A 23,080-nucleotide genomic window follows, 5' to 3' on the forward strand; every position below is an offset into this window, starting at 1 on the left:
CCGGCCGGCACCCTTCCCACCGGCCGGTGTCCCGGCCCCCGGGACACCGTGTTCCGGCCCCCTCGGCCTCCCCCGCATAACGACTCGACCAGCGCCGTCGACGGGCGGGACAAGTCTGGGAGGATGGCACCGACAACGACGTCGCATCCAAGGTTCCAGGTCAGGGCCGACAGTACGCAGTACGCCAACCCGCACGCGCTTGCATAAGGAGCGGACAGATGCCCATCGCAACTCCCGAGGTCTACAACGAGATGCTGGACCGGGCGAAGGCAGGAAAGTTCGCCTACCCGGCCATCAACGTCACCTCGTCCCAGACCCTGCACGCGGCACTGCGCGGCTTCGCCGAGGCGGAGAGCGACGGCATCGTGCAGATCTCCACGGGCGGCGCCGAGTTCCTGGGCGGTCAGCACCAGAAGGAGATGGTGACCGGTTCGGTCGCCCTGGCCGAGTTCGCGCACATCGTCGCCGAGAAGTACGACGTCAACATCGCCCTGCACACGGACCACTGCCCGAAGGACAAGCTCGACGGCTACGTCCGTCCGCTGCTCGCGATCTCGGAGGAGCGCGTCAAGGGCGGTCGCAACCCGCTGTTCCAGTCCCACATGTGGGACGGCTCCGCGGAGACCCTGGCCGACAACCTGAGCATCGCCCAGGAGCTTCTGGAGCGCGCCCGCGCCGCGAAGATCATCCTCGAGGTCGAGATCACCCCGACCGGCGGTGAGGAGGACGGTGTCTCGCACGAGATCAACGACTCCCTCTACACCACGGTCGACGACGCGATCCGCACCGCGGAGGCGCTCGGCCTCGGCGAGAAGGGCCGCTACCTGCTGGCCGCGTCGTTCGGCAACGTGCACGGCGTGTACAAGCCGGGCAACGTCGTCCTGCGCCCGGAGCTGCTCAAGGAGCTGAACGAGGGCACCGCCGCCAAGTACGGCAAGCCGGCCGGCTCGCAGCCGTTCGACTTCGTCTTCCACGGCGGCTCGGGCTCCTCGCCGGAGGAGATCCTCACCGCGCTGGAGAACGGCGTCGTGAAGATGAACATCGACACGGACACGCAGTACGCCTTCACGCGTCCGGTCGTCGACCACATGTTCAAGAACTACGACGGTGTTCTGAAGGTCGACGGCGAGGTCGGCTCCAAGAAGACCTACGACCCGCGCACCTGGGGCAAGCTGGCCGAGGCGTCGATGGCCGCCCGCGTCCTGGAGGCCTGCCAGAACCTGCGTTCCACGGGCACGAGGATCAAGTAATCCCCGCAGGTACGTCGGCAGACATCGGCAGACGTCGGTAGGCGTCGGCAGTAGTCAGTAGCGCGTAGCCGAGCCCGGCACCCCGCCCGTCACGTCCGTCCGCACCCGGTGCGGCGCGTGCGCGGGGGAGTGCCGGGCTCGGCCCGCTTCCGTATGCTCCGAGCATGCCCGATGTCCGGCTGGCCTCACCCCAGGGCAAGTGGATCCTGCTCACCACGGTGCTCGGTTCCAGCATGGCCATGCTGGACTCCACCGTCGTCAACGTCGCCCTGCCGCGCATCGGCCGCGACCTCGACGCGGACCTCGCCGACCTCCAGTGGACGGTCAACGCGTACATGGTCACGCTGGCCGGACTGATCCTGCTGGGCGGGGCGCTGGGCGACCGGTTCGGGCGCCGGAAGGTGTTCGTGGTCGGGGTCCTGTGGTTCGCCACGGCCTCCCTGCTGTGCGGTATCGCGCCGAACGCCGGTGTGCTGATCGCCGCTCGTGCGCTGCAGGGGATCGGCGGCGCGCTGCTCACGCCCGGCTCCCTCGCCCTGATCCAGGCTTCCTTCCACCCCGACGACCGGGGCCGGGCGGTGGGCCTGTGGTCCGGCTTCGGCGGGATCGGCGCGGCGGTCGGCCCGTTCCTGGGCGGCTGGCTGGTGGACGGGCCGGGCTGGCGCTGGGTGTTCCTGATCAACGTGCCGCTGGCCGTGCTGTGCGCCCCGATCGCCGTCCGTCACGTACCGGAGTCGGACAGCGGGGAGCGGGCCCCCGGCCACTTCGACGTGCTCGGCGCGGTGCTCGGCGCGCTCGCCCTCGCCCTGGTGACGTACGCGCTGATCGAGGCCGCCGGTGAGGGGTCCCTCGTGATCGCGATCACCGGGGTCGCCGGACTGGTGGCCGCCGTCGCCTTCGTGCTCGTCGAGAAGCACCGGTCGCACCCGATGATGCCGCTGGACATCTTCGCGTCCCGCCAGTTCACGGTGATCAACGTGGTCACCCTGTGCGTGTACGCGGCGTTCGGCGGCTTCTTCTTCCTCGCCGCGCTCCAGCTCCAGGTCGCCGTCGGCTGGTCCGCGCTCGCCGCCGGTACGGCGCTGCTGCCCACGACCGTGCTGATGCTGCTGCTCTCCGCCCGCTCCGGCGAGCTCGCTGCCCGGATCGGGCCGCGCATCCCGCTCACCGTCGGACCGCTGCTGTGTGCGGCCGGGATGCTGCTGATGACGCGGGTGGGGCCGGGCGCCTCGTACCTCACCGATGTGCTGCCCGCGCTGCTGGTGCTGGGCCTCGGCATGGTCACCCTGGTGGCGCCGCTGACCGCGACCGTCCTGGCGGCCGTGGAGACCGCGCGGGCGGGCCTGGCCAGTGGTGTCAACAACGCGGCGGCCCGCGCGGCCGGCCTGGTGGCGGTGGCCGCGTTGCCTCTGCTCGTCGGGATGGGGCCGGAGGCGTACCGGGAGCCGGACGCCTTCGACGCGGCGTTCGGTCGGGCGATGGTGCTGTGCGCCATCGTCCTGGTGGTCGGCTCGGTCATCGCCTTCGCGACCGTACGGCGTCCCGCACCGGGCTGTCGTCGCCCCGAATGCCATACGCACGGCAGTGTGGCCGTGCCCCCGCTGGAACCCGAGACCGTAGGGGGGCCGGACGGCGGTGTTTCACGTGAAACACGACCGTCCGAGCCCCGGCGACCCGGAACCTGAGCCCTTGAGGGCAGGTCCCGGTACAGGCCCTAGGCCCGCTTCAGCTCCTCGTACGCCTCGGCGCTGCTCTCCTGGAGGAACTGCTTGCAGCGCTCCGCCTCGTCCTTCTCGTCGATCGCCTCGGCGGCGCGGGCGAGGGCGGCGAGGCAGCGGAGGAAGCCGCGGTTGGCGCGGTGGCTCCACGGGATCGGGCCGTGGCCCTTCCAGCCGGACCGGCGCAGCGAGTCGAGCCCTCGGTGGTAGCCCGTCCGGGCGTACGCGTACGACTCGACCACTCGCCCCGCCTCGAAGGCGTCGTCGGCGAGCATGGCCCAGGCCAGCGAGAACGTCGGGAACTTCGCCACCACCTCGGCGGGTGACAGGGATTCCTCGCCGAGCAGGCGATACGCCTCCTCGTTCGCCGGCAGATGTGTCGGGTCCGGGCCGCCGAGCAGGTTCTTCTGAGTGGTCATGACGTCAGTCTGCCATCTGTCGGGGGCCGCGCCGCCGGGCCGTCCTCCCGCACCGTGGTGCCGCACCGTGGGCTATGCGTCGTGCCCGTGCCGGGGGCCCGGGGCGGCGTCCGGAGCCGGCACGGCGGTGTCCGCGTCCAGGGTGACGGCGAAGAGCGCCGCGTCGTCCTGCAGTGTTCCCCCGGTGTGCCGGAGGACGGCGTCGAGCACGGTGTCGAGCACCGCGTCCGGGTCCGGCGGAAAGGGCCGGGACAGCGTCGGGACGAGGTCGAAGAAGGCGCCGTCGGCGTCGCGGGCCTCGTTGATGCCGTCGGTGTAGAGCACCAGGGTGGCCCCGGCCGGCAGCTCGAACCGGTCGACCGGGACCTCGTCGCCGTCGGGAGCGCCGCCGGGGCCGTCGCCGAGAGCGCCCAGGCCCAGGGGCAGCGAGGGTACGGCCGGTTGCAGCGGGAGCGCCGTGCCGTCGCGCACCAGCAGGGGTGCCGCGTGTCCTCGGACGGCGATACGGAGTTCGGAGTAGTCGGGGGCGAGTTCCGCGACGACGGCCGTGGCGAACGACTCGGCCTCCGCACCGCTCGTCCCCTCGGTGCTCGCCTGCATCCGGTCCTCCAGTTGTCGGACCACGTCCTTCAGATCCGGCTGGTGGAGGCAGGCCTCACGGAACGATCCGACCAGGGCGTTGACCGTGCGGACCGCCTCGAGCCCCTTGCCGCGCACATCGGCGATGATCATGCGGATGCCGTGCGGTGTCTCGTGGATCGAGAAGAGGTCACCGCCGATGGCGGCCTCCGCGTGGGCGACCTCGTACCGGGAGGCCACGGTCAGCCGTCCCACCCGGTGCGGCGGGTCCGGCAGGACCGCGCGTTGCACCGCCGCCGCCACCTCGCGGCTCGTCCTCAGCTGCTGCCGGTCGCGTGTCAGCAGCACATTGAGGCCCGCCGCGATGAGGGTGAGCACGACCAGGCTGGTGAACGCGGTGATGTCGGTGCGGGTCGGCTCTCTTTCCAGTTCCACCAGGAGGAGCCCGATGACGTTCGCCGCCACGCCGGTGGCGATCGTCCCGCGCAGGGAGAGGATCGGCGCGGCCAGGACGGGGGCCGACGCGAGCAGGGGGAACGTGCTGACGTTGTTCAGGAGGGCCAGGTCGAGGACGAAGGCGCTCGCGAGCAGCGCGGCGGGCAGCCACCGGAGCCGCCGCTCGCGCTCCCCCACTTCCCTGCGCCCGTTTCGCATGCGATTCCGCGTTCCTGAAATGGTCGTCCCGTCGGTTCCGGTGCGGCTGTGATCCAGTCTCCGACACGCCCCCGGCGGCGGCGACCGGAAGATCTGCGCGGCCGCGGACCGGACCCGGCGGCCGGGGTGTCCCCGTGGCGTGACCCGGGGCGCCTCCCCCTGTGCCTCCCCGGGTGCGCTTCCCCACGTGTGCATCCCCACGGCTCGCCCCGTGGCCCGTCCGTGATCGGGCGGGCCTTGCGGGGCCGGGGGATCATTACGGAGGATGCAGTGCGGGGACCGGGGCCCCCGTGCCGGTAACGGCAGGGGCGGACCGCTACCCGGAGCACAAAAACAGGAGACAGCGATGTCCCACGAGGCTTTTGAGCCGGAGACCCCGCATCTCGACTTCGAGGGCACGACCCCCTACGAGGACTACGTCAGGGCCGACGTCCTCACCCACCTCCAGCACACCCTCTCCGACGATCCCGGAGAGATGGTCTTCCTGGTCACCACCCAGGTGATGGAGCTGTGGTTCACCGTGATCGTGCACGAGTGGGAGACGGCGGCGAACGCGCTGCGGGGCGACGACATCCCCACCGCGATCGACGCGCTGAAGCGGTCCGTGCGGGAACTGGAGGCGCTGAACGCCTCCTGGAAGCCGCTCGGGCAGCTCACCCCGGCGCAGTTCAACGCCTACCGCGGCGCGCTCGGCGAAGGCTCCGGCTTCCAGTCGGCGATGTACCGGCGCATGGAGTTCCTGCTGGGCGACAAGTCCGCGTCCATGCTCGTCCCGCACCGGGGCGCGCCGCGGGTGCACGCCGAGCTGGAGAAGGCGCTGCACGAGCCGAGCCTGTACGACGAGGTGCTGCGCCTCCTCGCGCGCCGCGGGCACGCCGTCCCCGACGAGGTGCTGCGCCGCGACGTGTCCCGGCGGTACGAGCCGTCGCCGCGGGTGGAGGAGGTCTGGACGGCCGTCTACGCGGGTGACGAGCGGGACGAGGTCGCCCGGCTGGGCGAGGCGCTCACCGATGTCGCCGAGCTGGTGTGGCGCTGGCGCAACGACCACCTGGTCGCCACCCGCCGCGCGATGGGCGCCAAGGCCGGTACGGGCGGTTCCGCCGGGGTGGCCTGGCTGGAGAAGCGGGCACGGAACAACGTGTTCCCCGAGCTGTGGACGGCGCGGTCCTATGTCTGAACCGAAGCTCAGGGCGAAGGAACTGGACGCGGCCGACGGGCTGGCCGCCCAGCGGGCCGAGTTCGTGCTGGACGAGGGTGACGGCGGGAGCGGCGGCGAGGCGGTCTACCTCGACGGCAACTCGCTGGGCGCGCTGCCCGTCGCCGTCCCCGGCCGGGTCGAGGACGTGGTCCGCAGGCAGTGGGGCGAACTGCGCATCCGGTCCTGGACGGAGGAGGGCTGGTGGACGGCGCCCGAGCGGATCGGCGACCGGATCGCCCCGCTGGTGGGCGCGGCGGCCGGGCAGATCGTCGTCGGCGACTCCACCAGTGTCAACGTCTTCAAGGCGGTGGTGGGCGCGGTGCGCCTGGCCCGGTCGGCGGACGGCGCCGCCGGACCGGCCCGTGACGAGATCGTGGTCGACGCGACCACGTTCCCCACGGACGGCTACATCGCCGAGTCGGCGGCCCGGATGACCGGCTGCACCCTGCGTCCGGTGCCGCCGTCCGAGATCCCGGACGCGCTCGGGGACCGTACGGCCGCCGTGCTGCTCAACCACGTCGACTACCGCACCGGCCGGCTGCACGACCTGCCCGCGCTCACGGCCGCCGTGCACGCGGCGGGGGCGTACATCGTCTGGGACCTGTGCCACAGCGCGGGCGCGCTGCCGGTCGGGCTGGACGAGCACGGCGTGGACCTGGCGGTCGGCTGCACCTACAAGTACCTGAACGGCGGTCCCGGTGCACCGGCGTACCTCTACGTGCGCGCGGAGCTGCAGGACCGCTTCGACTCCCCGCTGCCCGGCTGGAACTCCCACGCGGAGCCCTTCGGTATGCGCCCGGAGTACGCACCGGCGCCGGGTGCGCTGCGCGGGCGGGTCGGCACCCCGGACATCCTGTCCATGCTCGCCCTGGAGGCGGCGCTGGACGTCTGGGACGGCGTCACGGTCGAGGCGGTGCGGGCCAAGTCCCTCGCACTGACGGACTTCTTCCTGGAGTGCGTCGAGGCGTACGTCCCCGAGGGCCGGGTCGCGTGTCTGACCCCGAGGCCGCACGGGGAACGGGGCAGCCAGATCGCCCTGCGCTGTCCGGATGCGGGTGACGTCATGAAGCGGCTGATCGAACGCGGGGTGGTCGGGGACTTCCGCCACCCGGACGTGCTCCGCTTCGGCTTCACCCCGCTGTACGTCGGCTTCGCGGATACGGAGCGTGCGGCACGGGTGCTGGCGGAGGTGCTGGCGGAGACCGGGGTGTAGGGCGCCACGGCGGCGGTCGGCGGGCCCGTGAAAAGGGCGGGATCCGCCGGCCGCCTCCCTAGGGGTTCACCGAGTGTGATATCCCCATGTCCCCGCACATGATCGTCCTGATACCGTCCCGGCCAATGGCCGAACACTTCTCCGGTCCGCCAAATACGTTTCATCGCTGAGAGGTTGGAGCATGACGGACGACGTCGCAGCCGCCCGGGCCGCCGCCGAGGAGGAGTCGGTCTTCTCCCATCCGCCGGTCGACCCCGACGCGACCGCGGCCTACGGCGACGACCCGGACCAGCTGATCGACTTCTACGTCCCGCGGGCCACGGGCGGCCCCGGCGGCCCCGCGCCCGTGGTCGTCGTCCTGCACGGCGGTGCCTGGCGGGCGCCCTACGACCGGCGGCACATCAGCCCGTTCGCCGGCTTCCTGGCCCGCCGGGGCTTCGCCGTGGCCAGTGTCGAGTACCGGCGCGGGGCGGGCGGGGCGGGCGGTGGGGCCCCGGTCGCGGGACGCTGGCCGGAGACCTTCGACGACGTCGCCGCCGCGCTCGACGCACTGCCCGAGCTGGCCCGCCGGCACCTGCCCGGCGCCGACCCGCGCCGCATGGTGGCCACCGGCCACTCCGCCGGCGGCCACCTGGCGCTGTGGGCCGCCGCCCGCCACCTCCTCCCCGCCGACGCACCCTGGCGCACCGACCGTCCCGCGCCCCTGCGGGGCGTGGTCGCCCTCGCCCCGATCGCCGACTTCGCGGTCGCCGACAAGCTGGACGTCTGCGGCGGCGCGGTACGCCAACTCCTGGGCGGAGACGAGGGTTTCGTCGAGCGGCAGCCGTATGCCGACCCCGCGCTGCTGCTGCCCACCGGCATCGCCACCACCGTCGTCCAGGGCCGTACCGACGCCGATGTCCCGCAGGCGGTCGCCGAGTCGTACGCGGAAGCGGCGGCCAAGGCCGGTGAGGTGGTGGGGCTGACGTTGCTGGAGGACGTCGGTCACTTCCCGCTGATCGACCCGGCGGCGGACGCCTGCGCGGTGGTGGCGGAGGAGATCGCCCAACTCGCCTGGTGAACCCTGCCCGTCGGGATGTGCCCGGCGGGCCCCTCTCCCCGGTGCCGCAGGTCATACCCGTCATACCTGAGAGCCACCCCGGAGGTGAGCTCCCCGGTGGGACGCGGACCACCTGCACCGATCCGTAACTTCCTTCCCTGAACGGCCCGATGAGCGGGCGGACGGACAGGGGGGACCGACCATGGGGCACCGGTGGCGCCGCGCCGCACTCGCCGTGCTGGTCGCATCGGCGGTGACGCTGCCCGTGGTCGGGGCGGCCCGGCCCCGGGTCCCCGCCCCGCCACCGGTCGCGCTCACCCCGCCGACCGCGGCCACCCTCGACGCCACCTACGCCGCCCACCGGGCCAATGCCGGGAAGGCGGCCCGGATGGCCGCGGACCACGGCGACCGACGGCGCGCGGCGGCCGACCACGCCCTGGCCGACCCCGCCCGGCAGTTGCTCTCCTTCGACGGCCGCGGTTCCGGGCTGGTGACCGAGGTCCTGGGCGACCTCGCGCACGCCGACCGGGTCGCCGTCCTGGTACCCGGCTCCGACACCGGTATCGACACCTACGGCCGGTTCCGCGCCGCCGCCCGGGCCCTGCACGCCCGGCTCACCAGGGTGGCCCCGGCGGGCACCCGCACGGCGGTCGTCGCCTGGCTCGGCTACGAGACGCCCCCGACGATCGGCCTCGCCGTCGCCACCACCGACCGCGCGGACCGGGCCGCGCCCGAACTGCGCTCCTTCATAGCGGACTTGCGGGCGATCATCGGTCCGAGCCCGCGCATCTCCCTGCTCTGCCACTCCTACGGCTCGGTCGTCTGCGCCCGCGCCGCCCCCGGTCTGGACGCCGCCGACGTCGACGACATCGCCGTTCTCGGCAGTCCGGGCACCGGCGCCGACACCGCCGCCGCCCTGCGCACCCGTGCCCGGATCTGGGCGGCCCGGGGAGCCGGCGACTGGGTGGAGAACGTCCCGCACCTCGCCGTCGACCTGTTCGGCACCCGCGTCGGCTTCGGCACCGACCCCGTCTCCCCGGCGTTCGGCGCCCGGGTCTTCACGGCCGGCGACGGCGGCCACAGCGACTACTTCGCACCCGGCTCCCCCTCCCTGACCAACCTGACCCGGATCGTCCTGGGCGAGACCGAGGCGGTGACCCGTGACTGACCCGACCCTCCGGAGCCGCCGGCGCGGCATACGGCGCGGCATACGGCACGGCGTACGGCACGGCGTACGGCGCGGTGCCGAGCGCATCGACGCGGCCACCCCCGCCCACCGCGACCGTGCCGTGGACGCCCTGCGCGCCCTCGCCGTCCTCGGGGTCGTCCTCGGCCACTGGCTGGTCACCGCGCTGGTCGCGGACGGCCGCACCCTGCGCACGGCCAGTCCGCTGCAGCACCTGCCCTGGCTGACCCCCGTCTCCTGGCTGTTCCAGACCCTCGCCGTGTTCTTCCTGGTCGGCGGCCACGTGGCGACCCGGAGCCATGCTTCGGCTCGCGCCCGCGGCATCCCGTACCACCGCTGGCTGCGCGGCCGTCTCGCCCGGCTGTTCAAGCCGGTCGCCGCCGTCCTCAGCCTGTGGACGGTCGTCGCGGTCGCGCTCCTGCTCTCCGGAACCGAGTACGCGACCGTCCGCACGCTGGTGAAACTCGCCCTGTCCCCGCTCTGGTTCCTGCTGGTCTTCGCCGCCCTCACCGCCGCGACCCCGCTGCTGGCCCGGCTCCACCCGCTGTGGCCGCTCGCCGTGGTCCTGCACGTGGACCTGCTGCGTTTCGGCTTCGGCGGCCCCGCCTGGCTCGGCTGGATCAACCTCGCGGCAGGCTGGCTGGTCCCCTACACCCTGGGCGCGGCCTGGACCCGGGGAGAGCTGGAGCACCGCCGTGCGGGCCGGTTCCTCCTTGTCTCCGGTACGGCGGCCACGGCCGCGCTCGTCGCCTGGGCCGGCTACCCGGCCTCCATGGTCGGCGTGCCGGGCGCCGCCGTCTCCAACCTCAACCCGCCGACGCTGGCCGCCGTCACCTTCGGCCTGGCCCAGTGCGGGCTGGCGCTGCTGCTGCGCGAACGGCTGCGGGGCGCGATGCGCCGGCCGGTCGCGTGGGCGGCGGTGGCGCTGGTCAACCTCTCCGCGATGACGGTCTTCCTCTGGCACCAGACGGCCCTCATGGCGACCACCGCCACCGCGCTCCTCCTGGGCCGTCTCCCCGGACTGCACACCGTCCCCAACGGCCTCGGCTGGGTCGCCGCCCGGCTGGCCTGGCTGCCGGTGTTCGCCGCCGCCCTCGCGGTCTGCTGGGCGGCGTTCCGGTTCTGGGAGCGGGGCGACGGGCGGAGCGGGCGGACCCGGGTGGTGCGCGCCCACCGGCCGACGGCGGACCAGGACACCCGTCAGGGAGTACGACATGTATAGAACAGAATCTAGGCTGGTGCGGATGGTGGAATCGGGGGTCGTTCGGGTGGTGATCAGCCGGCTGCGGCGCATCTGGGGCGTGCTGCGGGAGGACCTCGGCACCGTCCGCGCCGACCCGCTGCCCCCGTCCGTCCAGCTGCGCTGGCTACCGCACGGAATGCTGTGCCTGGCCGCGTTCGGGACGTTCTTCGGAGGCATGACCCAGCTCCACGATCACGCCTCCGTAGTGGCCGGATACGGCGTCCCGATCGCGCTCGGGCAGAGCGGCGCCGTGCTCGTCGCGATGCGCCGGCCGCTCGCCGCCTGGTGGATCTCACTGGCGGCCACGGTGCTGGGCGCGGTCGTGGTCCACCCCATGTTGTACGGTCCGGCGGCCGGGTTCCAATGGCCCTGGACCGTCTCCGGCATCATCTCCCACCTGCTCGTCCTGCTGCTGGTCGCGCTGCGCGTGCCCACCCGGGTCGCGGTCGAGACGTTGGCCCTGACCGCGCTGGTCACCTACCTTCTCCAGGGCGTGTGGGGAGGGCCGGACTACGATTCCACCGGCATGGTCGCCGTCGTCCTGTTCGCCACCGCAGTCCTCCTCGGCATCGCCCTGCGCGACCGCCGCGAGGCCCGCATGGAACTGCGGCAGCAGACCACGCTCACCGCCGAGGAGCGGGCCCGGCGCACCCTGTTGGAGGAACGCAGCCGCATCGCACGCGAGTTGCACGACGTGGTGGCCCACCACATGTCGGTCATCTCCATCCAGGCCCAGGTCGCCCCGCACCTCGTCGAGAACCCGTCCGACGAACTCAGGGAGAACCTGGCCGGCATCCGGCAGAACGCCCTCGACGCGCTCACCGAACTACGCCGTGTCCTGGGCGTACTGCGCTCCGAGCACCCCGACTCCCCCGTGCACGAGGACGGTTCCGGCACCGCCCCGCACGCCCCGCAGCCCACCCTGGACCGGCTCGAGGCGCTGGTGGAGAACACCAGGGCCGCCGGACTCACCGTGACCACCGAAGTCACCGGTGAGCGGCGGCCGTTGCCGCCCGGCGTCGAGCTGTCGGCGTACCGGATCGTGCAGGAGGCGCTGAGCAACGTGCTGCGCCACGCTCCCGGCGCCACCGCCCATGTCGTCCTCACCCACGAGCCGCACGGGCTGGGGGTGGAGGTGACCAACACCCGGCCCACGGGCGAGGCGTCCCCGTCGGCCGGTGCCGGGCACGGGCTGCTCGGCATGCGGGAGAGGGCCGCGATGCTCGGCGGCAGCCTCACCGCCCGCCCCCGGTCCGACGGCGGCTACCGGGTCACCGCCCGCCTTCCCGCCGACTCCCGTACCGGGACCGCCGCCCCGCCCCCTCAGCGCAAGGACGACACCCCATGATCCGCGTACTCGTCGCCGACGACCAGCAGATGATTCGGCAGGGCTTCACCGTGCTGCTGAACACCTACCCCGACATCGAGGTGGTCGGCCAGGCGGTCGACGGGCTGGACGCGGTCGCGCAGGTCGCCGACCTCGCCCCGGACGTCGTGCTGATGGACATCCGCATGCCCGAACTCGGCGGCATCGAGGCCACCCGCCGCATCACCGCCGCCACCCCGCACATCCGGGTACTGGTGCTGACCACCTTCGACCTCGACGAGTACGTGTACGAGGCGCTGCGGGCCGGTGCCTCCGGCTTCCTGCTGAAGGACGCCTCCAGCGACCAGCTCGCCGAGGCCGTACGGGTGGTGGCGGCCGGCGAGGCGCTGCTCGCGCCCGGCATCACCCGGCGGCTGATCGCCGAGTTCGCCCGCCTGGAGGACAGGCCCCGCCCCCCGCTCAGGGAGCGCGTCGGCGCTCTCACCGAGCGGGAGACGGAGGTGCTCGGGCTGATCGCGCAGGGCCTGTCCAACGCGGAGATCGCGGTGCGGCTGGTGGTCGCCGAACAGACCGTGAAGACCCATGTGGGCCGCATCCTGGTGAAACTGGGCCTGCGGGACCGCACCCAGGCGGCGGTCTTCGCGTACGAGTCGGGGCTGGTCCGGCCGACGGGGTACTGACGCGAGGGGCGGCCCGCCCGGGTGCCGTGTGAGCCGGGGCGCCGGGGGCCGCCGGCCCTCTCCCCGTACGACTTTTCGCCCCCTTGTAGTACCTGAGACGGAGGCCCGGGAACCCCTCTCGGCGGGGACGCCCCCGGTCACCCGACCGGCCTAACGTGTGACCGTGACCGTGACCGAGACGACCCACGCCCACCCCGCGGCCCCGCCGCCCGGGGACGGGACCAAGACCCGCAGCCCGGAGTACCGGCTGGCCTACCGGCTGGCCCGGAATGCCCTGCGCGGGCTGCGCCACGACCTGATCCACAACGCGTTCGACTATCGGCCGCTCCCGCGCCGCGAGACGAACGGCCGCCTGGTGCGGCTGCTGCCCGGCCGCCTGCGGGAGTACGCGGGCTGGGCACCGCACGCCCTGATCGTCGCGATCTCCTTGCTGGCGTTCGGAGTCTCCGACCTGGCGTTCGGAGTCTCCGACAGCTCCTTCGATGTGATCCTCGATCTGCTCGCCGTGATCCCGGTCCTGATGACCCTCGTCCGGCCGGTCGGCGCGTTCTGGATGTCCATGGGGGCGACCGTCGTCTCCACCCTGTTCGGCGACATCGGGGACTACTGGCCGTGGCCGGCCGGCTCCTTCGTCTGCCACCTCGCGGTGCTGACCGTCGTCGCGCTGCGGACCGGGCCCCGTACGGCCGCCTGGATGTGGGTGTTCACGGCGCTGTACGGCATGTCGGCCAAAATCCTGATCGGCCCTGTCGATCCGTATTACCACGGCATCAACACCGGCCCCATGCTGGTCCTCTCGGCGCTGATCCTGCTGTGCGTGGCCGTGTGGCACATCCGGCGTTCGGCCGAGGAGGAGGTGACCGCCCAGCAGACGGTCACCGCGCACGAACGCTCCCGGCGCACGCTCCTCGAGGAGCGCACCACCATCGCCCGCGAGCTGCACGACGTGGTCGCCCACCACATGTCGGTCGTCGCCATCCAGGCCGAGGCCGCGCCCTACCGGGTGGAGAACCCGCCGCCCGAGCTGGAGCGCGCCTTCGCCACCATCCGCGAGAACGCGGTGGCCGCCCTCACCGAGCTGCGCCGGGTCCTCGGCGTGGTCCGCGCCGAGGACTACGAGGCCCCCGACGCCCCGCAGCCCACCCTCGCCGACCTGGACGCCCTGCTCGCCAACGTGCGGGACACCGGTCTGGACGTGGAGAAAGTGGTGACCGGGGCGGTGCGCGAGCTGCCCCAGGGCGTAGAGCTGTCGGCGTACCGGATCGTGCAGGAGGCGCTGAGCAACAGCCTGCGGCACGCGCCGGGCGCGAGCGCCCGGGTCGAGATCGGGTACGTCCTCGGTGGCCTCGGCCTGCGCATAGTCAACGGCCCGGTCCCCGCACCGAACCTGGTGAAGCCCTCGCCCGGCGCCGGGCACGGCGTCACCGGCATGCGCGAGCGGGTCACCATGCTGAACGGCGAGATGACGGCCGGCCCGGCCGACGACGGCGGCTACGAGGTCGCGGTGTTCCTGCCGGTCGCCTCGGTGAACGAAGGTGACGCATGAGCGACGACGACCGCACCATCCGCGTCCTGATCGCGGACGACCAGATGATGGTGCGCGAGGGTTTCTCGGTTCTGCTGAACGCGATGCCGGGCATCGAGGTCGTCGGCGAGGCCGTCAACGGTCGGGAGGCGGTGGACCGGGTCCGCGAACTCGCCCCCGACATCGTCCTGATGGACATCCGCATGCCCGAGCTGAACGGCATCGAGGCGACCCGCGAGATCGTCGCCGCCGACGGCGCCGCGAAGGTGCTGGTGCTGACCACCTTCGACCTCGACGAGTACGTCTACCAGGCGCTGCGCGCGGGCGCCTCCGGTTTCCTCCTCAAGGACGCCTCCGCCCGCCAACTCGCCGACGGGGTACGGATCGTCGCGTCCGGCGAGGCGCTGCTCGCCCCCACGGTGACCAAGCGCCTGATCACCGAGTTCTCCAAACTGTCCGAGGCCCCGCGCCTGATGCCGTCCGCGCACGCGGCCTACGGCGACCTGACCGAGCGCGAGACGGAGGTCCTGGTGCTCATCGCGCAGGGCCTGTCGAACGCGGAGATCGCCGGACGCCTGGTGGTCGCCGAGTCGACGATCAAGACGCATGTGAGCCGCATCCTGGTGAAACTGGGCCTCCGCGACCGCACCCAGGCAGCCGTCTTCGCCTACGAGGCCCGGCTGGTGACACCGGGCTGACGGGGCTGACGGGGCTGACGGGGCTGGCCGGGCTGACCGGCGAGTTCGCACCACACGTACTTGCCCCGGTTGCCGAACCTGGAGAGCGGCTGCCAGCCCCACAGGTCGGAGCAGGCCCTGACCAGGGCAAGCCCCCGGCCGCCCTCATCGATGGCATTGCCGTTCAACTCCGCCGAAGTGTCGGGCGGTTCGGGGTTAGCGTCCCACGCGCCGATCCGCAGCACGCCGGCCGACCAGCGCACCCGCAGCGCGGCGGGCCCCTTGGTGTGCGTCACGGCGTTGGTGATCAGCTCCGCCGCCAGTAGTTCGGCGACGTCGACCAAGCGGATCAGGCCATGCATCGTGAGGATCAGGCGGAGGGTGCGACGACTGATGGTCACGGCGCGCGGATCGTTCGGGATGTACAAGGAGTACTCCCAGGACTCGTTTTCGGACATGCGGCAACTCCGTTCGGTGAGGTGAGGGGCGTCGCAGCCGCCGGGCGGTGTCATTGCCGCAACCGTCATGACAGGACGAAGCGGTGCACTTCCGATACCCCGATGTTCCGTAGCGTGTGCGTCGCGTCACTGACGGTAGAGGAGTAATTTCTCCTCTCGCAAGCTGTTGCCATAATTTGGCACTCGAACGTGGCACGTACGCAGAAGCGTTGGGGAGGGAGAACGTATGGCGCCGAGAAGTAATCCCACCGCTCGGCAGGTGCGGCTGGGGACTGAGTTGCGCAAGCTGCGCGAGGCGACGGGCATGAAGGCGCGCGAGGTGGCGGCGTTCCTGAACTCGACTTCCGCGCAGATGAGTCAGGTGGAGTTGGGCATCTCAGGCGTCAGCGCGGAGCGCGTTCGTCGGCTGGCAGCTCATTACGTCTGCGGGGACGAGGAGTTCATCGACGCTCTGGCGTCCTTGGCCAGTGAGCGGTCACACGGCTGGTGGGACGACTACCGGGGAGTCCTGCCGCAGGTGAACATGGATGTGGCCGAGGCGGAACATCACGCGACCTTTCTGCGGGAGGTCGTGATCACGCACGTTCCCGGGCTCCTCCAGACCCCGGACTACGCTCGGGCGGTCTTCAGGTACATGCGTCCTGATCTGCCCGAGAGTGAACTGGCGCCGCGCGTGGAGCACAGGATGAGACGGCGCAAGGCGATCGAGGGTGACAGGCCGACCCCGTACGAGACGATGATTCACGAGTTCGCCCTGCGTATTCGTGTGGCCGACCGCCGGACGGCCGTGTCTCAGCTTCGGCTCATCCTGGACGAGATCGAGGAGGGTCACGCCACCGTGCGGATCATCCCGGTCGACCGGGACGGCTTCGCTGGTGCTGACGCATCGATGATGTATCTGGGTGGGTCGGTGCCTAAGTTGGACACGGGGCTCCTCGACTCACCCACGGGCACCCTGTTCATCGATGCGGCAGCCCACTTGGATCGGCTCCGAACGCTTTTCTGCACGGTGAAGAAGTCGTCGCTGAACCCCTCGGAGTCACGGGACTTCGTTCACCGCTTGACGAAGGAGCTTTGATGAACTGGCGGAAGTCCACCTACTCCGGCGGCGGCGAAGGCAACACCTGTGTCGAGATCGCTGCCCTCTCCACTCGCATAGCCATCCGCGACTCCAAGGTCCCCGCCCGCGCCGTCCTCTCCGTCCCCGCCCTCTCCTTCGCGGCCTTCGTCGAGCACGTGAAGCGAAACGCTCGACCAGGGGCGTGATTCCGGGCGTTCAGTGGCCTCCCTGGTTCCTGACACAGGGGCCCGTCCCCGGCTGGGGCTCGATGTAGGCGCCGTGCACCTTGCTGGTCAACTCGTCCTCCGTCACGCGACCGGACACGCACGCGGCTCCCGTGTGGACGCTGTAGAACCCGGGCCCGACATACACGCCGTGCTCCTCACCGCAGCCGAGACGGCTCAGCGCCGCCGCGATCCGTTCCTCGCCGAAGGCGCCGTGCTCACCGGGACCGCCTTCCTGCCGGACCTTCTCCAGCTCCTCGCGGATGAGCTTTGCCGACGCCTGCCCCCGGGCGTGTTCGTCCGCCGTCATGGATGCCTGCATGCGGTAGGCGTGGTTCTCGGCGTAGTGGGGAGCCTGGTCCCCGTTCTCCCCGTTCCCCTTCTGGCGTGTGCCGGTCACGCTCGGAACGGGAGGAGACGGCAGATCCGAAGGCACCTCGACGGGCTCCGCGCACGTCGGCCAGGGCGTGAGGGAAGGTGGCGGACTCGCCGACCGCGCCTGCTCGCCCCGCTGGGTTCCACACGCGGCCGCGGTGACCGCGACAAGGGAGACGGCGACTGCCGCGACTGATCGTCTGATGAACATGGCCAGAGTTTCCCGCCTTGTACGGCAGACGCCATGAGCGCGGGTGCGCATCCGGCCAAGGTGCTGTGCGAGGCATTTTCCGGTCTCGCTCCGCAGGTCGCATGGGGCAGCTCCTGCCGGCCCTTCCTGTCCCCGTCGGGAAAACCGCTTTTGATGAGGGCGCTGGGCAGGGGCCCGCTCGGCGGCCTATGGTCCGTCCATGACGGCTGAATCCGACCTTGCGTTCGACCCATGGGACCCGGCGTTCCTCGCCGACCCGTATCCCGCCTACGCCGAGTTGCGGGAACGGGGCCGGGTGCACTGGTTCGAGCCGACGAACCAGTGGCTGGTCCCGCACCACGCGGATGTCTCCGCGCTGCTGCGCGAGAGGCGCCTGGGCCGGACGTACCAGCACCGCTTCACCCACGAGGAGTTCGGCCGGACCGCCCCGCCGCCCGAGCAGGAGCCGTTCCACACCCTCAACGACCACGGCATGCTCGACCTCGAGCCGCCGGACCACACCCGCATCCGGCGCCTGGTGTCGAAGGCGTTCACCCCGCGCACGGTGGAGCGGCTGAAGCCGTACGTCGAAGGGCTCGCGGCGGACCTGGTGTCCGCGCTGGTCGACGCCGGCGGCGGCGACCTGCTGCGGGACGTCGCCGAACCGCTCCCGGTCGCGGTGATCGCCGAGATGCTGGGCATCCCCGAGTCGGACCGGGCCCCGCTGCGCCCCTGGTCGGCGGACATCTGCGGGATGTACGAGCTGAAGCCGTCGGGGGAGTCGGCGACGAAGGCCGTCCGGGCCTCGGTCGAGTTCTCGGAGTATCTCCGGGAGCTGATCGCCGAGCGTCGCGCGAAGCCCGGCGACGACCTGATCTCGGGCTTGATCGCGGCCCACGACGAGGGCGACCGCCTCACCGAGCAGGAGATGATCTCCACCTGCGTGCTCCTGCTGAACGCGGGCCACGAGGCGACGGTGAACTCCACGGTCAACGGCTGGGCGGCGCTGTTCCGGAACCCCGGTCAGCTGGCCGCCCTGCGCGCGGACCACTCCCTGGTCCCCTCCGCCGTGGAGGAGCTGATGCGCTACGACACCCCGCTCCAGCTCTTCGAGCGCTGGGTCCTGGACGACATCGAGATCGACGGCACGGTGATCCCCCGGGGCGCGGAGATCGCCATGCTCTTCGGCTCCGCCAACCACGACCCGGCCGTCTTCACCGACCCCGCCCGCCTGGACCTCACCCGCGCGGACAACCCGCACATCTCCTTCAGCGCCGGCATCCACTACTGCATCGGGGCACCCCTGGCCCGCATCGAACTCGCGGCGTCCATGCGGGCCCTGCTGGAGAAGGCCCCCACGCTGCGCCCGACGGAGGAGCCGAAGCGCAAGCCGAACTTCGTGATCCGAGGACTGGAAGGGCTGGTGGTCGAGGTCTGAGTCCGTCGTCCCGGACTCTGTCACCCCTGGGAAGACGGTGCTCCGGCTCTCTTACGCGTTCACCCCCGAAGGGTTCGCGTTCACGCGGTGGATGGCGCCCCGCTGGGTGGTGTGGGGAGGGGGCCTCCGTGGTCCCGACGTTGCCGGGCCGGAGGCGGATGCCTTGCTGGAAAGCGTGAGCAGTCGGCGGGCATGTGTCACGAGAGCGCTCAAATGGGCGACATCAGGGCAATAGTGGTCGAAGTGCTCACGCCTTTGGGGAGGTGTGTCACCCCCGGGGACCGGCGACATACCCCGGGGAGCCGGCCCTCCACGGTGATGGTCACGCGCTCGCCGGCCTCCTCCACCCGGGCGACCACAGACCCGAAGTCCTCGATCACGCCTGCCATGTCAGTGCCGCTCAGGCGCTTGCACGCTATCGGCCGCACCCTCGCCGACGGAACCGGGGCGGCCCAGCACCACAGAGGGCTGTGCCAGAACCGAGTTTCGACAGCGGACGTACGCGGCTTTGGGCAGCGGGCCGACGTGGCGGTGTTCGATGTTCGTGGGTAACGACAGCACCTGCGCCCGGGGTTGCAGCGGGTAGGTGCGCTGAGGGGCCCCTTTGGCTGATGACGGTGACCGGGCGGCATTCACGAGGAGAATCGCTCCATGCGGATTGTGATCATCACCGCCGGTTCACGGGGAGACGTCGCGCCCTTCACAGGCCTGGGGCGGCGCCTGCTGGAAGCGGGCCATCAGGTCGCCGTGGCCGCTCACCCGTCCTTCGCCGCACTCGTCGGCGGGTGCGGTCTCGACCACCGGCCTGTGCCGGGAGACCCGCAGCGGCTGCTCCGGGACTGGTCCCGGGCAGCGTCGCGGGAGGAGTCCCGGGCACTGACAAGGGCGTACGCGGACGGGCTCGCCGACGGGGTGGCGGAGGCCGTGGCGGGCGGAACCGACCTGGTGCTGACCGCCTTCGGCCCGGCACCGCTCAGCCGGACGGCCGGCGAGGCGTTCGGCGTCCCCGTCATCGGCACCTACCTCGTGCCGGCGTTCGCCACCGGACGTTTCCCGCTACCCGGCGCACGGGACGCCGACGGTACGGGGCCGGAGGGGAACCTCGCCGCGGGCCGGGCAGTGGAGAAGCGGGCGGAAGGGCTCTTCGCGGGCGCCGTGACCCGGCTGCGCGCCCGCCTCGGGCTGCCCGCCGACGCGCCCTCGGCGCCGGTGGACACCGGGCCGGTCTTCCACGGCTTCAGCCCGCTGGTGGTGCCGCGCCCCGAAGACTGGCCGTCCCGGGTCGAAGTGGCGGGCTACTGGTGGCCCGCGCGGCCGTACCGCTGGCAGCCCCCGGCCGAGCTTGTCGACTTCCTCCAGGCCGGCCCGCCCCCGGTGTTCATCGGGTTCGGCAGTATGGCACCGGGGCAGGGGGAACGGCTCAGTGAGCTGGTGGCCGCGGCGGTGGAGCGGGCGGGCGTGCGCGCGGTGGTGCAGGCGGGGTGGGCCGAACTGAGCGGCTGCGGCGCCGATGTCCTGGCCATCGGCGACCTCCCGCACGACTGGCTGTTTCCTCGTACCGCCGCCGTCGTCCACCACGCAGGGGCGGGTACCACCGCGGCCGGACTGCGGGCCGGAGTACCCGCCCTGCCCGTACCCGTCATGGCCGACCAGCCGTTCTGGGCGTCTCGGCTGTACCGGCTGGGGGTCGCCCCCCGGCCTCTGCCGTTCCAGGACCTCACCGCCGAAGCCCTCGGCGCCGGAATCAAGGCCTGCCTGTCCGAGCCGGCCCACCGCCGCCGCGCGGCCGGACTCGCTCACCGCATCGCCGCAGAGGACGGCGCAGCCACGGTGCTCGCCCACATCGGCTCAGGGGGCGCCGGGTGAACCCGAGGGATGGCCCCATCGCCGTGCCGTTGTACCGGCCTGTCCGACACACCGAAGCCGGATCCGGCACGGCAGCCGCTACTTCGTCTCGAGGTCCCGCCGTCGGAAGCCCGCCAGGCCCAGCCACACCAGGCCGGCGGCGACGAGGGACAGCAGGAGCAGCGGAATCCAGTCCATGTCCGCGGCGGGGAGCCGGGGGACATGGCCGAACGGGGAGAGGTTGTTCATCCAGCCCGGGAACCGGAGGATCTGGCCGAGGTAGCCGACCACGAAGGCGTACAGCGGCACGATCCAGGCCGCCTGGCTCGCCCGCGGGAACCAGCCGAAGAGGACCACGGCCACGCCGGCCGTGACCCACAGGGCGGGCGCGTACGCGAGGGCGGCGCCCACCAGGTCCGGCAGCAGCCCGGCGTCGCCGGTCGAGGCCGCGCCCGCGATGCCGAAGCCGAGCCCGGCCAGCAGCAGCACGACCGTACCGCCGCCCATGGCCACGGCCAGGTGGCCGCCGACCCAGCGGGCGCGCGAGAGGCCGGTGGCGAGGAGGGGTTCGGCACGGCCGGCCGTCTCCTCGGAGCGGGGCCGCAGGGACGCCATGACGACGTACACCGCCGCCACGACCGTGAGGACGACCATGACCATGGAGGCGAAGGACTCGGCGACACCGGCACCGCCGGTGCGGTCCAGGGCCTCCTGGATCTGGTCGATGTCCTTCAGCATGTCCTCGGCGTCCCCGAGGATCGACCCGTACATCGCCCCCATCAGGAACAGGCCCGCGCCGAAGCCGGTCAGCATGCCGCGGTGCAGCCGCAGGGCGAAGCCGAGCGGTGTGGTGAGCGCGTCGGAGGCCGTGGGGCGGCCCAGCTTCTCCGGACGCAGGCCGGCGCCCACGTCCCGCCGGGTGGAGAGCACGAAACCCGCCGCCGCGCACGCCACCGCGAGTCCCAGGCAGAGCAGCAGCGGCCACCAGCGGTTGTCGACGTACGGGTAGCTGCGCTGCACCCAGCCGATCGGGGACAGCCAGGACAGGGCGCCGTTCTCGCCGCTGTCGCCGGCGGCACGCAGCACGTAGGCGACGCCGACGACCGCGAGCGCCATGCCGGACGCGCCGCGGGTGTGCGCGGTGAGCTGGACGGTGACCGCGGCGACGGCGGCGAAGACGAGACCGGCGGCGGCGTGGCCGAAGCCGTAGAGCAGCGAGCCCGCCGTGTCGACGCCCTCCATTCCCAGGCCGGCCAGGCCGAAGGCCAGCAGCAGGGCGAGGGCGAGGTTGGCCAGGACGGCGACGGACAGGGCGGCCGCGAGATGGGCGTGGCGGCCCACGACGGTGGAGCGCACCAGCTCGGCGCGGCCGGTCTCCTCCTCGGCGCGGGTGTGCCGGGTGACGATCAGCACGCTCATGAGGCCGACGAGGACGGCCATGAAGCCGAGCATCTGGTGGCTCAGCATGGAGCCGAAGCCGTAGTCGTCGAGGTAGTGGCGGGGGCCGGACAGGGCGAGGCCGGCCGGGCTGTCCATGCTCCTGACGGCGTTCGCCCGGTCCTGCGGGTCGCTGTACAGCGTCGTGAAGCTGTTCGCCGTCATGAGGGTGCCGAGGAGCAGGGCCAGGATCCACACCGGGAGCCGGATCCGGTCCCGGCGCAGGGCGAAGCGGATCAGCGTCCGGGTCCCGGCCAGCGCGTTGCCGCCCGCGACCTGTCCGACGGGTGCCGGCGCCTCGGCGGCGGTGGTCGCGGTGGTCATCGCAGGTCTCCGTCCGTACGCTGCCCGTCCGTACGCTGCCCGTCCGTACGCTGCCCGTCCGTGCCGTGTCCCTTCGCACGGTGCCCGTTGGCGGCGAGCTCGCTGCCGTAGTGGCGGAGCATCAGCTCCTCCAGGGTCGGCGGGTGGCTGATGAGACTGCGGATGCCGAACTCGGTGAGCTTGCGGACCGCTCCGTCGACCCGGCCGCCGTCGACGGCGAAACGGACCCGGCCACCGGCCTCGTCGAGGATCTGGAGGTCGTGGACGCCGGGCAGTTCGCCGAGGCCGGTGGCCGGTCGCCCGGTCTCCGCCTCGATGGTGGTGCGGGTCAGGTGGCGCAGCTCGCCGAGGGTGCCGGACTGGACGGTGCGCCCCAGCCGGATGATGCTCACGCGGTCGGCGAGCTTCTCCACCTGGGCCAGGATGTGGCTGGAGAGCAGGACGGTCCTGCCGGCTTCCTTGGCCTCGCCGATGACGTCCTGGAAGACGACCTCCATGAGCGGGTCCAGTCCCGCGGTCGGCTCGTCGAGCAGCAGCAGCTCGGCGTCGGAGGCGAGCGCGGCGACGATGGCGACCTTCTGCCGGTTGCCCTTGGAGTAGGCGCGGCCCTTCTTGGTCGGGTCCAGGTCGAAGCGCTCGACGAGCTCGGCGCGCCGCTTCCCGTCCAGGCCGCCGCGCAGCCGCGCCAGCAGGTCGATGGCCTCGCCGCCGGTGAGGTTCGGCCACAGTTCGACGTCGCCGGGGACATAGGCGAGGCGGCGGTGGAGTTCCACGGCGTCCGCCCACGGATCACGGCCGAGCACCTGGGTGGCGCCCGCGTCCGCACGCAGCAGACCGAGCAGGACGCGGAGGGTGGTGGACTTGCCGGAGCCGTTCGGGCCCAGGAAGCCGTGGACCTCGCCGGGCTCGACCTCCAGGTCGAGACCGTCGAGCGCGCGCGTGCGACCGAACGACTTGTGGAGTCCGGACACGGTGATGGCCTTCGTCATGCTTCGGAACGTACGCTGGTTTCACAAATTTG

21 protein-coding genes are annotated in these 23,080 nt (G+C 72.1%); 15 read left to right on the forward strand and 6 right to left on the reverse strand.

Features of this window, described 5'->3' with window-relative positions; translation table 11 throughout:
• Nucleotides 1-218: 218 nt before the first annotated feature.
• On the forward strand, nt 219-1,250 hold the full coding sequence (gene fbaA / locus OHB56_RS22620) for a class II fructose-bisphosphate aldolase (protein WP_326753872.1): 1,032 nt from the start codon (nt 219-221) through the stop codon (nt 1,248-1,250).
• Nucleotides 1,251-1,414: 164 nt separating this feature from the next.
• Nucleotides 1,415-2,935 carry an MFS transporter gene (locus OHB56_RS22625; RefSeq protein WP_406355302.1) on the forward strand — a complete coding sequence of 507 codons (1,521 nt, stop codon included), beginning with the start codon at nt 1,415-1,417 and terminating at the stop codon, nt 2,933-2,935.
• A gap of 29 nt (nt 2,936-2,964) precedes the next feature.
• On the opposite strand, the gene OHB56_RS22630 is transcribed toward OHB56_RS22625, so the two are convergent.
• Nucleotides 2,965-3,387 carry a DUF3151 domain-containing protein gene (locus OHB56_RS22630; protein ID WP_326753874.1) on the reverse strand — a complete coding sequence of 141 codons (423 nt, stop codon included), beginning with the start codon at nt 3,385-3,387 and terminating at the stop codon, nt 2,965-2,967.
• 72 nt (nt 3,388-3,459) lie between these two features.
• Complete coding sequence (locus OHB56_RS22635; RefSeq protein WP_406355303.1) at nt 3,460-4,620, reverse strand: PP2C family protein-serine/threonine phosphatase; 1,161 nt, start codon at nt 4,618-4,620, stop codon at nt 3,460-3,462.
• 346 nt (nt 4,621-4,966) lie between these two features.
• Here OHB56_RS22635 and OHB56_RS22640 point away from each other — a divergent pair, with 346 nt between their 5' ends.
• The 9 genes from OHB56_RS22640 (at nt 4,967) to OHB56_RS22680 (ending at nt 14,729) form a co-directional block, all read left to right on the forward strand.
• Complete coding sequence (locus tag OHB56_RS22640; RefSeq protein ID WP_055594671.1) at nt 4,967-5,797, forward strand: tryptophan 2,3-dioxygenase family protein; 831 nt, start codon at nt 4,967-4,969, stop codon at nt 5,795-5,797.
• Nucleotides 5,790-7,031 carry a kynureninase gene (kynU, locus tag OHB56_RS22645; RefSeq protein WP_406355305.1) on the forward strand — a complete coding sequence of 414 codons (1,242 nt, stop codon included), beginning with the start codon at nt 5,790-5,792 and terminating at the stop codon, nt 7,029-7,031. The genes OHB56_RS22640 and kynU overlap by 8 nt, the downstream gene beginning before the upstream one ends.
• Nucleotides 7,032-7,212: 181 nt before the next feature.
• On the forward strand, nt 7,213-8,091 hold the full coding sequence (locus OHB56_RS22650; protein WP_406355307.1) for an alpha/beta hydrolase: 879 nt from the start codon (nt 7,213-7,215) through the stop codon (nt 8,089-8,091).
• Nucleotides 8,092-8,272: 181 nt separating this feature from the next.
• The gene (locus tag OHB56_RS22655; RefSeq protein ID WP_406355309.1) at nt 8,273-9,238 is read left to right on the forward strand and encodes an alpha/beta hydrolase; all 966 of its coding nucleotides are present in this window, start codon (nt 8,273-8,275) and stop codon (nt 9,236-9,238) included.
• 28 nt (nt 9,239-9,266) lie between these two features.
• Entirely contained in the window at nt 9,267-10,478 is a 1,212-nt protein-coding gene (locus OHB56_RS22660; RefSeq protein ID WP_406359195.1) for an acyltransferase, read from the forward strand.
• 22 nt (nt 10,479-10,500) lie between these two features.
• The gene (locus OHB56_RS22665) at nt 10,501-11,847 is read left to right on the forward strand and encodes a sensor histidine kinase (protein WP_406355311.1); all 1,347 of its coding nucleotides are present in this window, start codon (nt 10,501-10,503) and stop codon (nt 11,845-11,847) included.
• Nucleotides 11,844-12,506 (forward strand): response regulator, encoded by a 663-nt coding sequence (locus tag OHB56_RS22670; RefSeq protein WP_406355312.1) that lies wholly within the window; start codon nt 11,844-11,846, stop codon nt 12,504-12,506. The genes OHB56_RS22665 and OHB56_RS22670 overlap by 4 nt, the downstream gene beginning before the upstream one ends.
• Nucleotides 12,507-12,675: 169 nt before the next feature.
• Nucleotides 12,676-14,052: a sensor histidine kinase gene (locus OHB56_RS22675; protein WP_406359196.1), complete on the forward strand. Its 1,377-nt coding sequence runs from the start codon at nt 12,676-12,678 to the stop codon at nt 14,050-14,052.
• Nucleotides 14,049-14,729 carry a response regulator transcription factor gene (locus tag OHB56_RS22680; protein WP_326753881.1) on the forward strand — a complete coding sequence of 227 codons (681 nt, stop codon included), beginning with the start codon at nt 14,049-14,051 and terminating at the stop codon, nt 14,727-14,729. Before OHB56_RS22675 ends, OHB56_RS22680 begins: the two co-directional genes overlap by 4 nt.
• Here OHB56_RS22680 and OHB56_RS22685 read toward each other — a convergent pair.
• Nucleotides 14,699-15,166, reverse strand: coding sequence for an ATP-binding protein (locus OHB56_RS22685; RefSeq protein ID WP_406355314.1), 468 nt, complete (start codon nt 15,164-15,166; stop codon nt 14,699-14,701). The two genes, OHB56_RS22680 and OHB56_RS22685, sit on opposite strands and share 31 nt — an antisense overlap.
• 226 nt (nt 15,167-15,392) lie before the next feature.
• Here OHB56_RS22685 and OHB56_RS22690 point away from each other — a divergent pair, with 226 nt between their 5' ends.
• Both OHB56_RS22690 and OHB56_RS22695 read left to right on the forward strand, forming a co-directional pair.
• Entirely contained in the window at nt 15,393-16,244 is an 852-nt protein-coding gene (locus OHB56_RS22690; protein WP_326753883.1) for a helix-turn-helix transcriptional regulator, read from the forward strand.
• On the forward strand, nt 16,244-16,432 hold the full coding sequence (locus OHB56_RS22695) for a DUF397 domain-containing protein (protein WP_406355316.1): 189 nt from the start codon (nt 16,244-16,246) through the stop codon (nt 16,430-16,432). The genes OHB56_RS22690 and OHB56_RS22695 overlap by 1 nt, the downstream gene beginning before the upstream one ends.
• Nucleotides 16,433-16,442: 10 nt before the next feature.
• Here the strand turns inward: OHB56_RS22695 and OHB56_RS22700 are convergent, their stop codons facing one another.
• Nucleotides 16,443-16,850: a hypothetical protein gene (locus OHB56_RS22700; RefSeq protein ID WP_406355318.1), complete on the reverse strand. Its 408-nt coding sequence runs from the start codon at nt 16,848-16,850 to the stop codon at nt 16,443-16,445.
• 385 nt (nt 16,851-17,235) lie between these two features.
• On the opposite strand from OHB56_RS22700, the gene OHB56_RS22705 reads away from it, so the two are divergent.
• Together OHB56_RS22705 and OHB56_RS22710 are read left to right on the forward strand one after the other, a co-directional pair.
• Complete coding sequence (locus OHB56_RS22705) at nt 17,236-18,453, forward strand: cytochrome P450 (RefSeq protein ID WP_326753886.1); 1,218 nt, start codon at nt 17,236-17,238, stop codon at nt 18,451-18,453.
• 651 nt (nt 18,454-19,104) lie between these two features.
• Complete coding sequence (locus tag OHB56_RS22710) at nt 19,105-20,319, forward strand: glycosyltransferase (protein WP_326753887.1); 1,215 nt, start codon at nt 19,105-19,107, stop codon at nt 20,317-20,319.
• Nucleotides 20,320-20,397: 78 nt separating this feature from the next.
• Here the strand turns inward: OHB56_RS22710 and OHB56_RS22715 are convergent, their stop codons facing one another.
• The gene (locus OHB56_RS22715; protein ID WP_406355321.1) at nt 20,398-22,059 is read right to left on the reverse strand and encodes an ABC transporter permease; all 1,662 of its coding nucleotides are present in this window, start codon (nt 22,057-22,059) and stop codon (nt 20,398-20,400) included.
• Complete coding sequence (locus OHB56_RS22720; protein ID WP_406355323.1) at nt 22,056-23,048, reverse strand: ABC transporter ATP-binding protein; 993 nt, start codon at nt 23,046-23,048, stop codon at nt 22,056-22,058. Before OHB56_RS22720 ends, OHB56_RS22715 begins: the two co-directional genes overlap by 4 nt.
• Nucleotides 23,049-23,080: the final 32 nt, after the last annotated feature.

The organism is Streptomyces sp. NBC_01635, from assembly GCF_045209715.1.
Classification (GTDB): Bacteria; Actinomycetota; Actinomycetes; order Streptomycetales; family Streptomycetaceae; genus Streptomyces; species Streptomyces hirsutus.

Bases quoted from the DNA above. Each gene is read 5' to 3' on its own strand.
- fbaA (WP_326753872.1), top strand. From the start codon at position 219: ATGCCCATCGCAACTCCCGAGGTCTACAACGAGATGCTGGACCGGGCG.
- OHB56_RS22625 (WP_406355302.1), top strand. From the start codon at position 1,415: ATGCCCGATGTCCGGCTGGCCTCACCCCAGGGCAAGTGGATCCTGCTC.
- OHB56_RS22630 (WP_326753874.1), bottom strand. From the start codon at position 3,387: ATGACCACTCAGAAGAACCTGCTCGGCGGCCCGGACCCGACACATCTG.
- OHB56_RS22635 (WP_406355303.1), bottom strand. From the start codon at position 4,620: ATGCGAAACGGGCGCAGGGAAGTGGGGGAGCGCGAGCGGCGGCTCCGG.
- OHB56_RS22640 (WP_055594671.1), top strand. From the start codon at position 4,967: ATGTCCCACGAGGCTTTTGAGCCGGAGACCCCGCATCTCGACTTCGAG.
- kynU (WP_406355305.1), top strand. From the start codon at position 5,790: ATGTCTGAACCGAAGCTCAGGGCGAAGGAACTGGACGCGGCCGACGGG.
- OHB56_RS22650 (WP_406355307.1), top strand. From the start codon at position 7,213: ATGACGGACGACGTCGCAGCCGCCCGGGCCGCCGCCGAGGAGGAGTCG.
- OHB56_RS22655 (WP_406355309.1), top strand. From the start codon at position 8,273: ATGGGGCACCGGTGGCGCCGCGCCGCACTCGCCGTGCTGGTCGCATCG.
- OHB56_RS22665 (WP_406355311.1), top strand. From the start codon at position 10,501: ATGGTGGAATCGGGGGTCGTTCGGGTGGTGATCAGCCGGCTGCGGCGC.
- OHB56_RS22670 (WP_406355312.1), top strand. From the start codon at position 11,844: ATGATCCGCGTACTCGTCGCCGACGACCAGCAGATGATTCGGCAGGGC.
- OHB56_RS22680 (WP_326753881.1), top strand. From the start codon at position 14,049: ATGAGCGACGACGACCGCACCATCCGCGTCCTGATCGCGGACGACCAG.
- OHB56_RS22685 (WP_406355314.1), bottom strand. From the start codon at position 15,166: ATGTCCGAAAACGAGTCCTGGGAGTACTCCTTGTACATCCCGAACGAT.
- OHB56_RS22690 (WP_326753883.1), top strand. From the start codon at position 15,393: ATGGCGCCGAGAAGTAATCCCACCGCTCGGCAGGTGCGGCTGGGGACT.
- OHB56_RS22695 (WP_406355316.1), top strand. From the start codon at position 16,244: ATGAACTGGCGGAAGTCCACCTACTCCGGCGGCGGCGAAGGCAACACC.
- OHB56_RS22705 (WP_326753886.1), top strand. From the start codon at position 17,236: ATGACGGCTGAATCCGACCTTGCGTTCGACCCATGGGACCCGGCGTTC.
- OHB56_RS22710 (WP_326753887.1), top strand. From the start codon at position 19,105: ATGCGGATTGTGATCATCACCGCCGGTTCACGGGGAGACGTCGCGCCC.
- OHB56_RS22715 (WP_406355321.1), bottom strand. From the start codon at position 22,059: ATGACCACCGCGACCACCGCCGCCGAGGCGCCGGCACCCGTCGGACAG.
- OHB56_RS22720 (WP_406355323.1), bottom strand. From the start codon at position 23,048: ATGACGAAGGCCATCACCGTGTCCGGACTCCACAAGTCGTTCGGTCGC.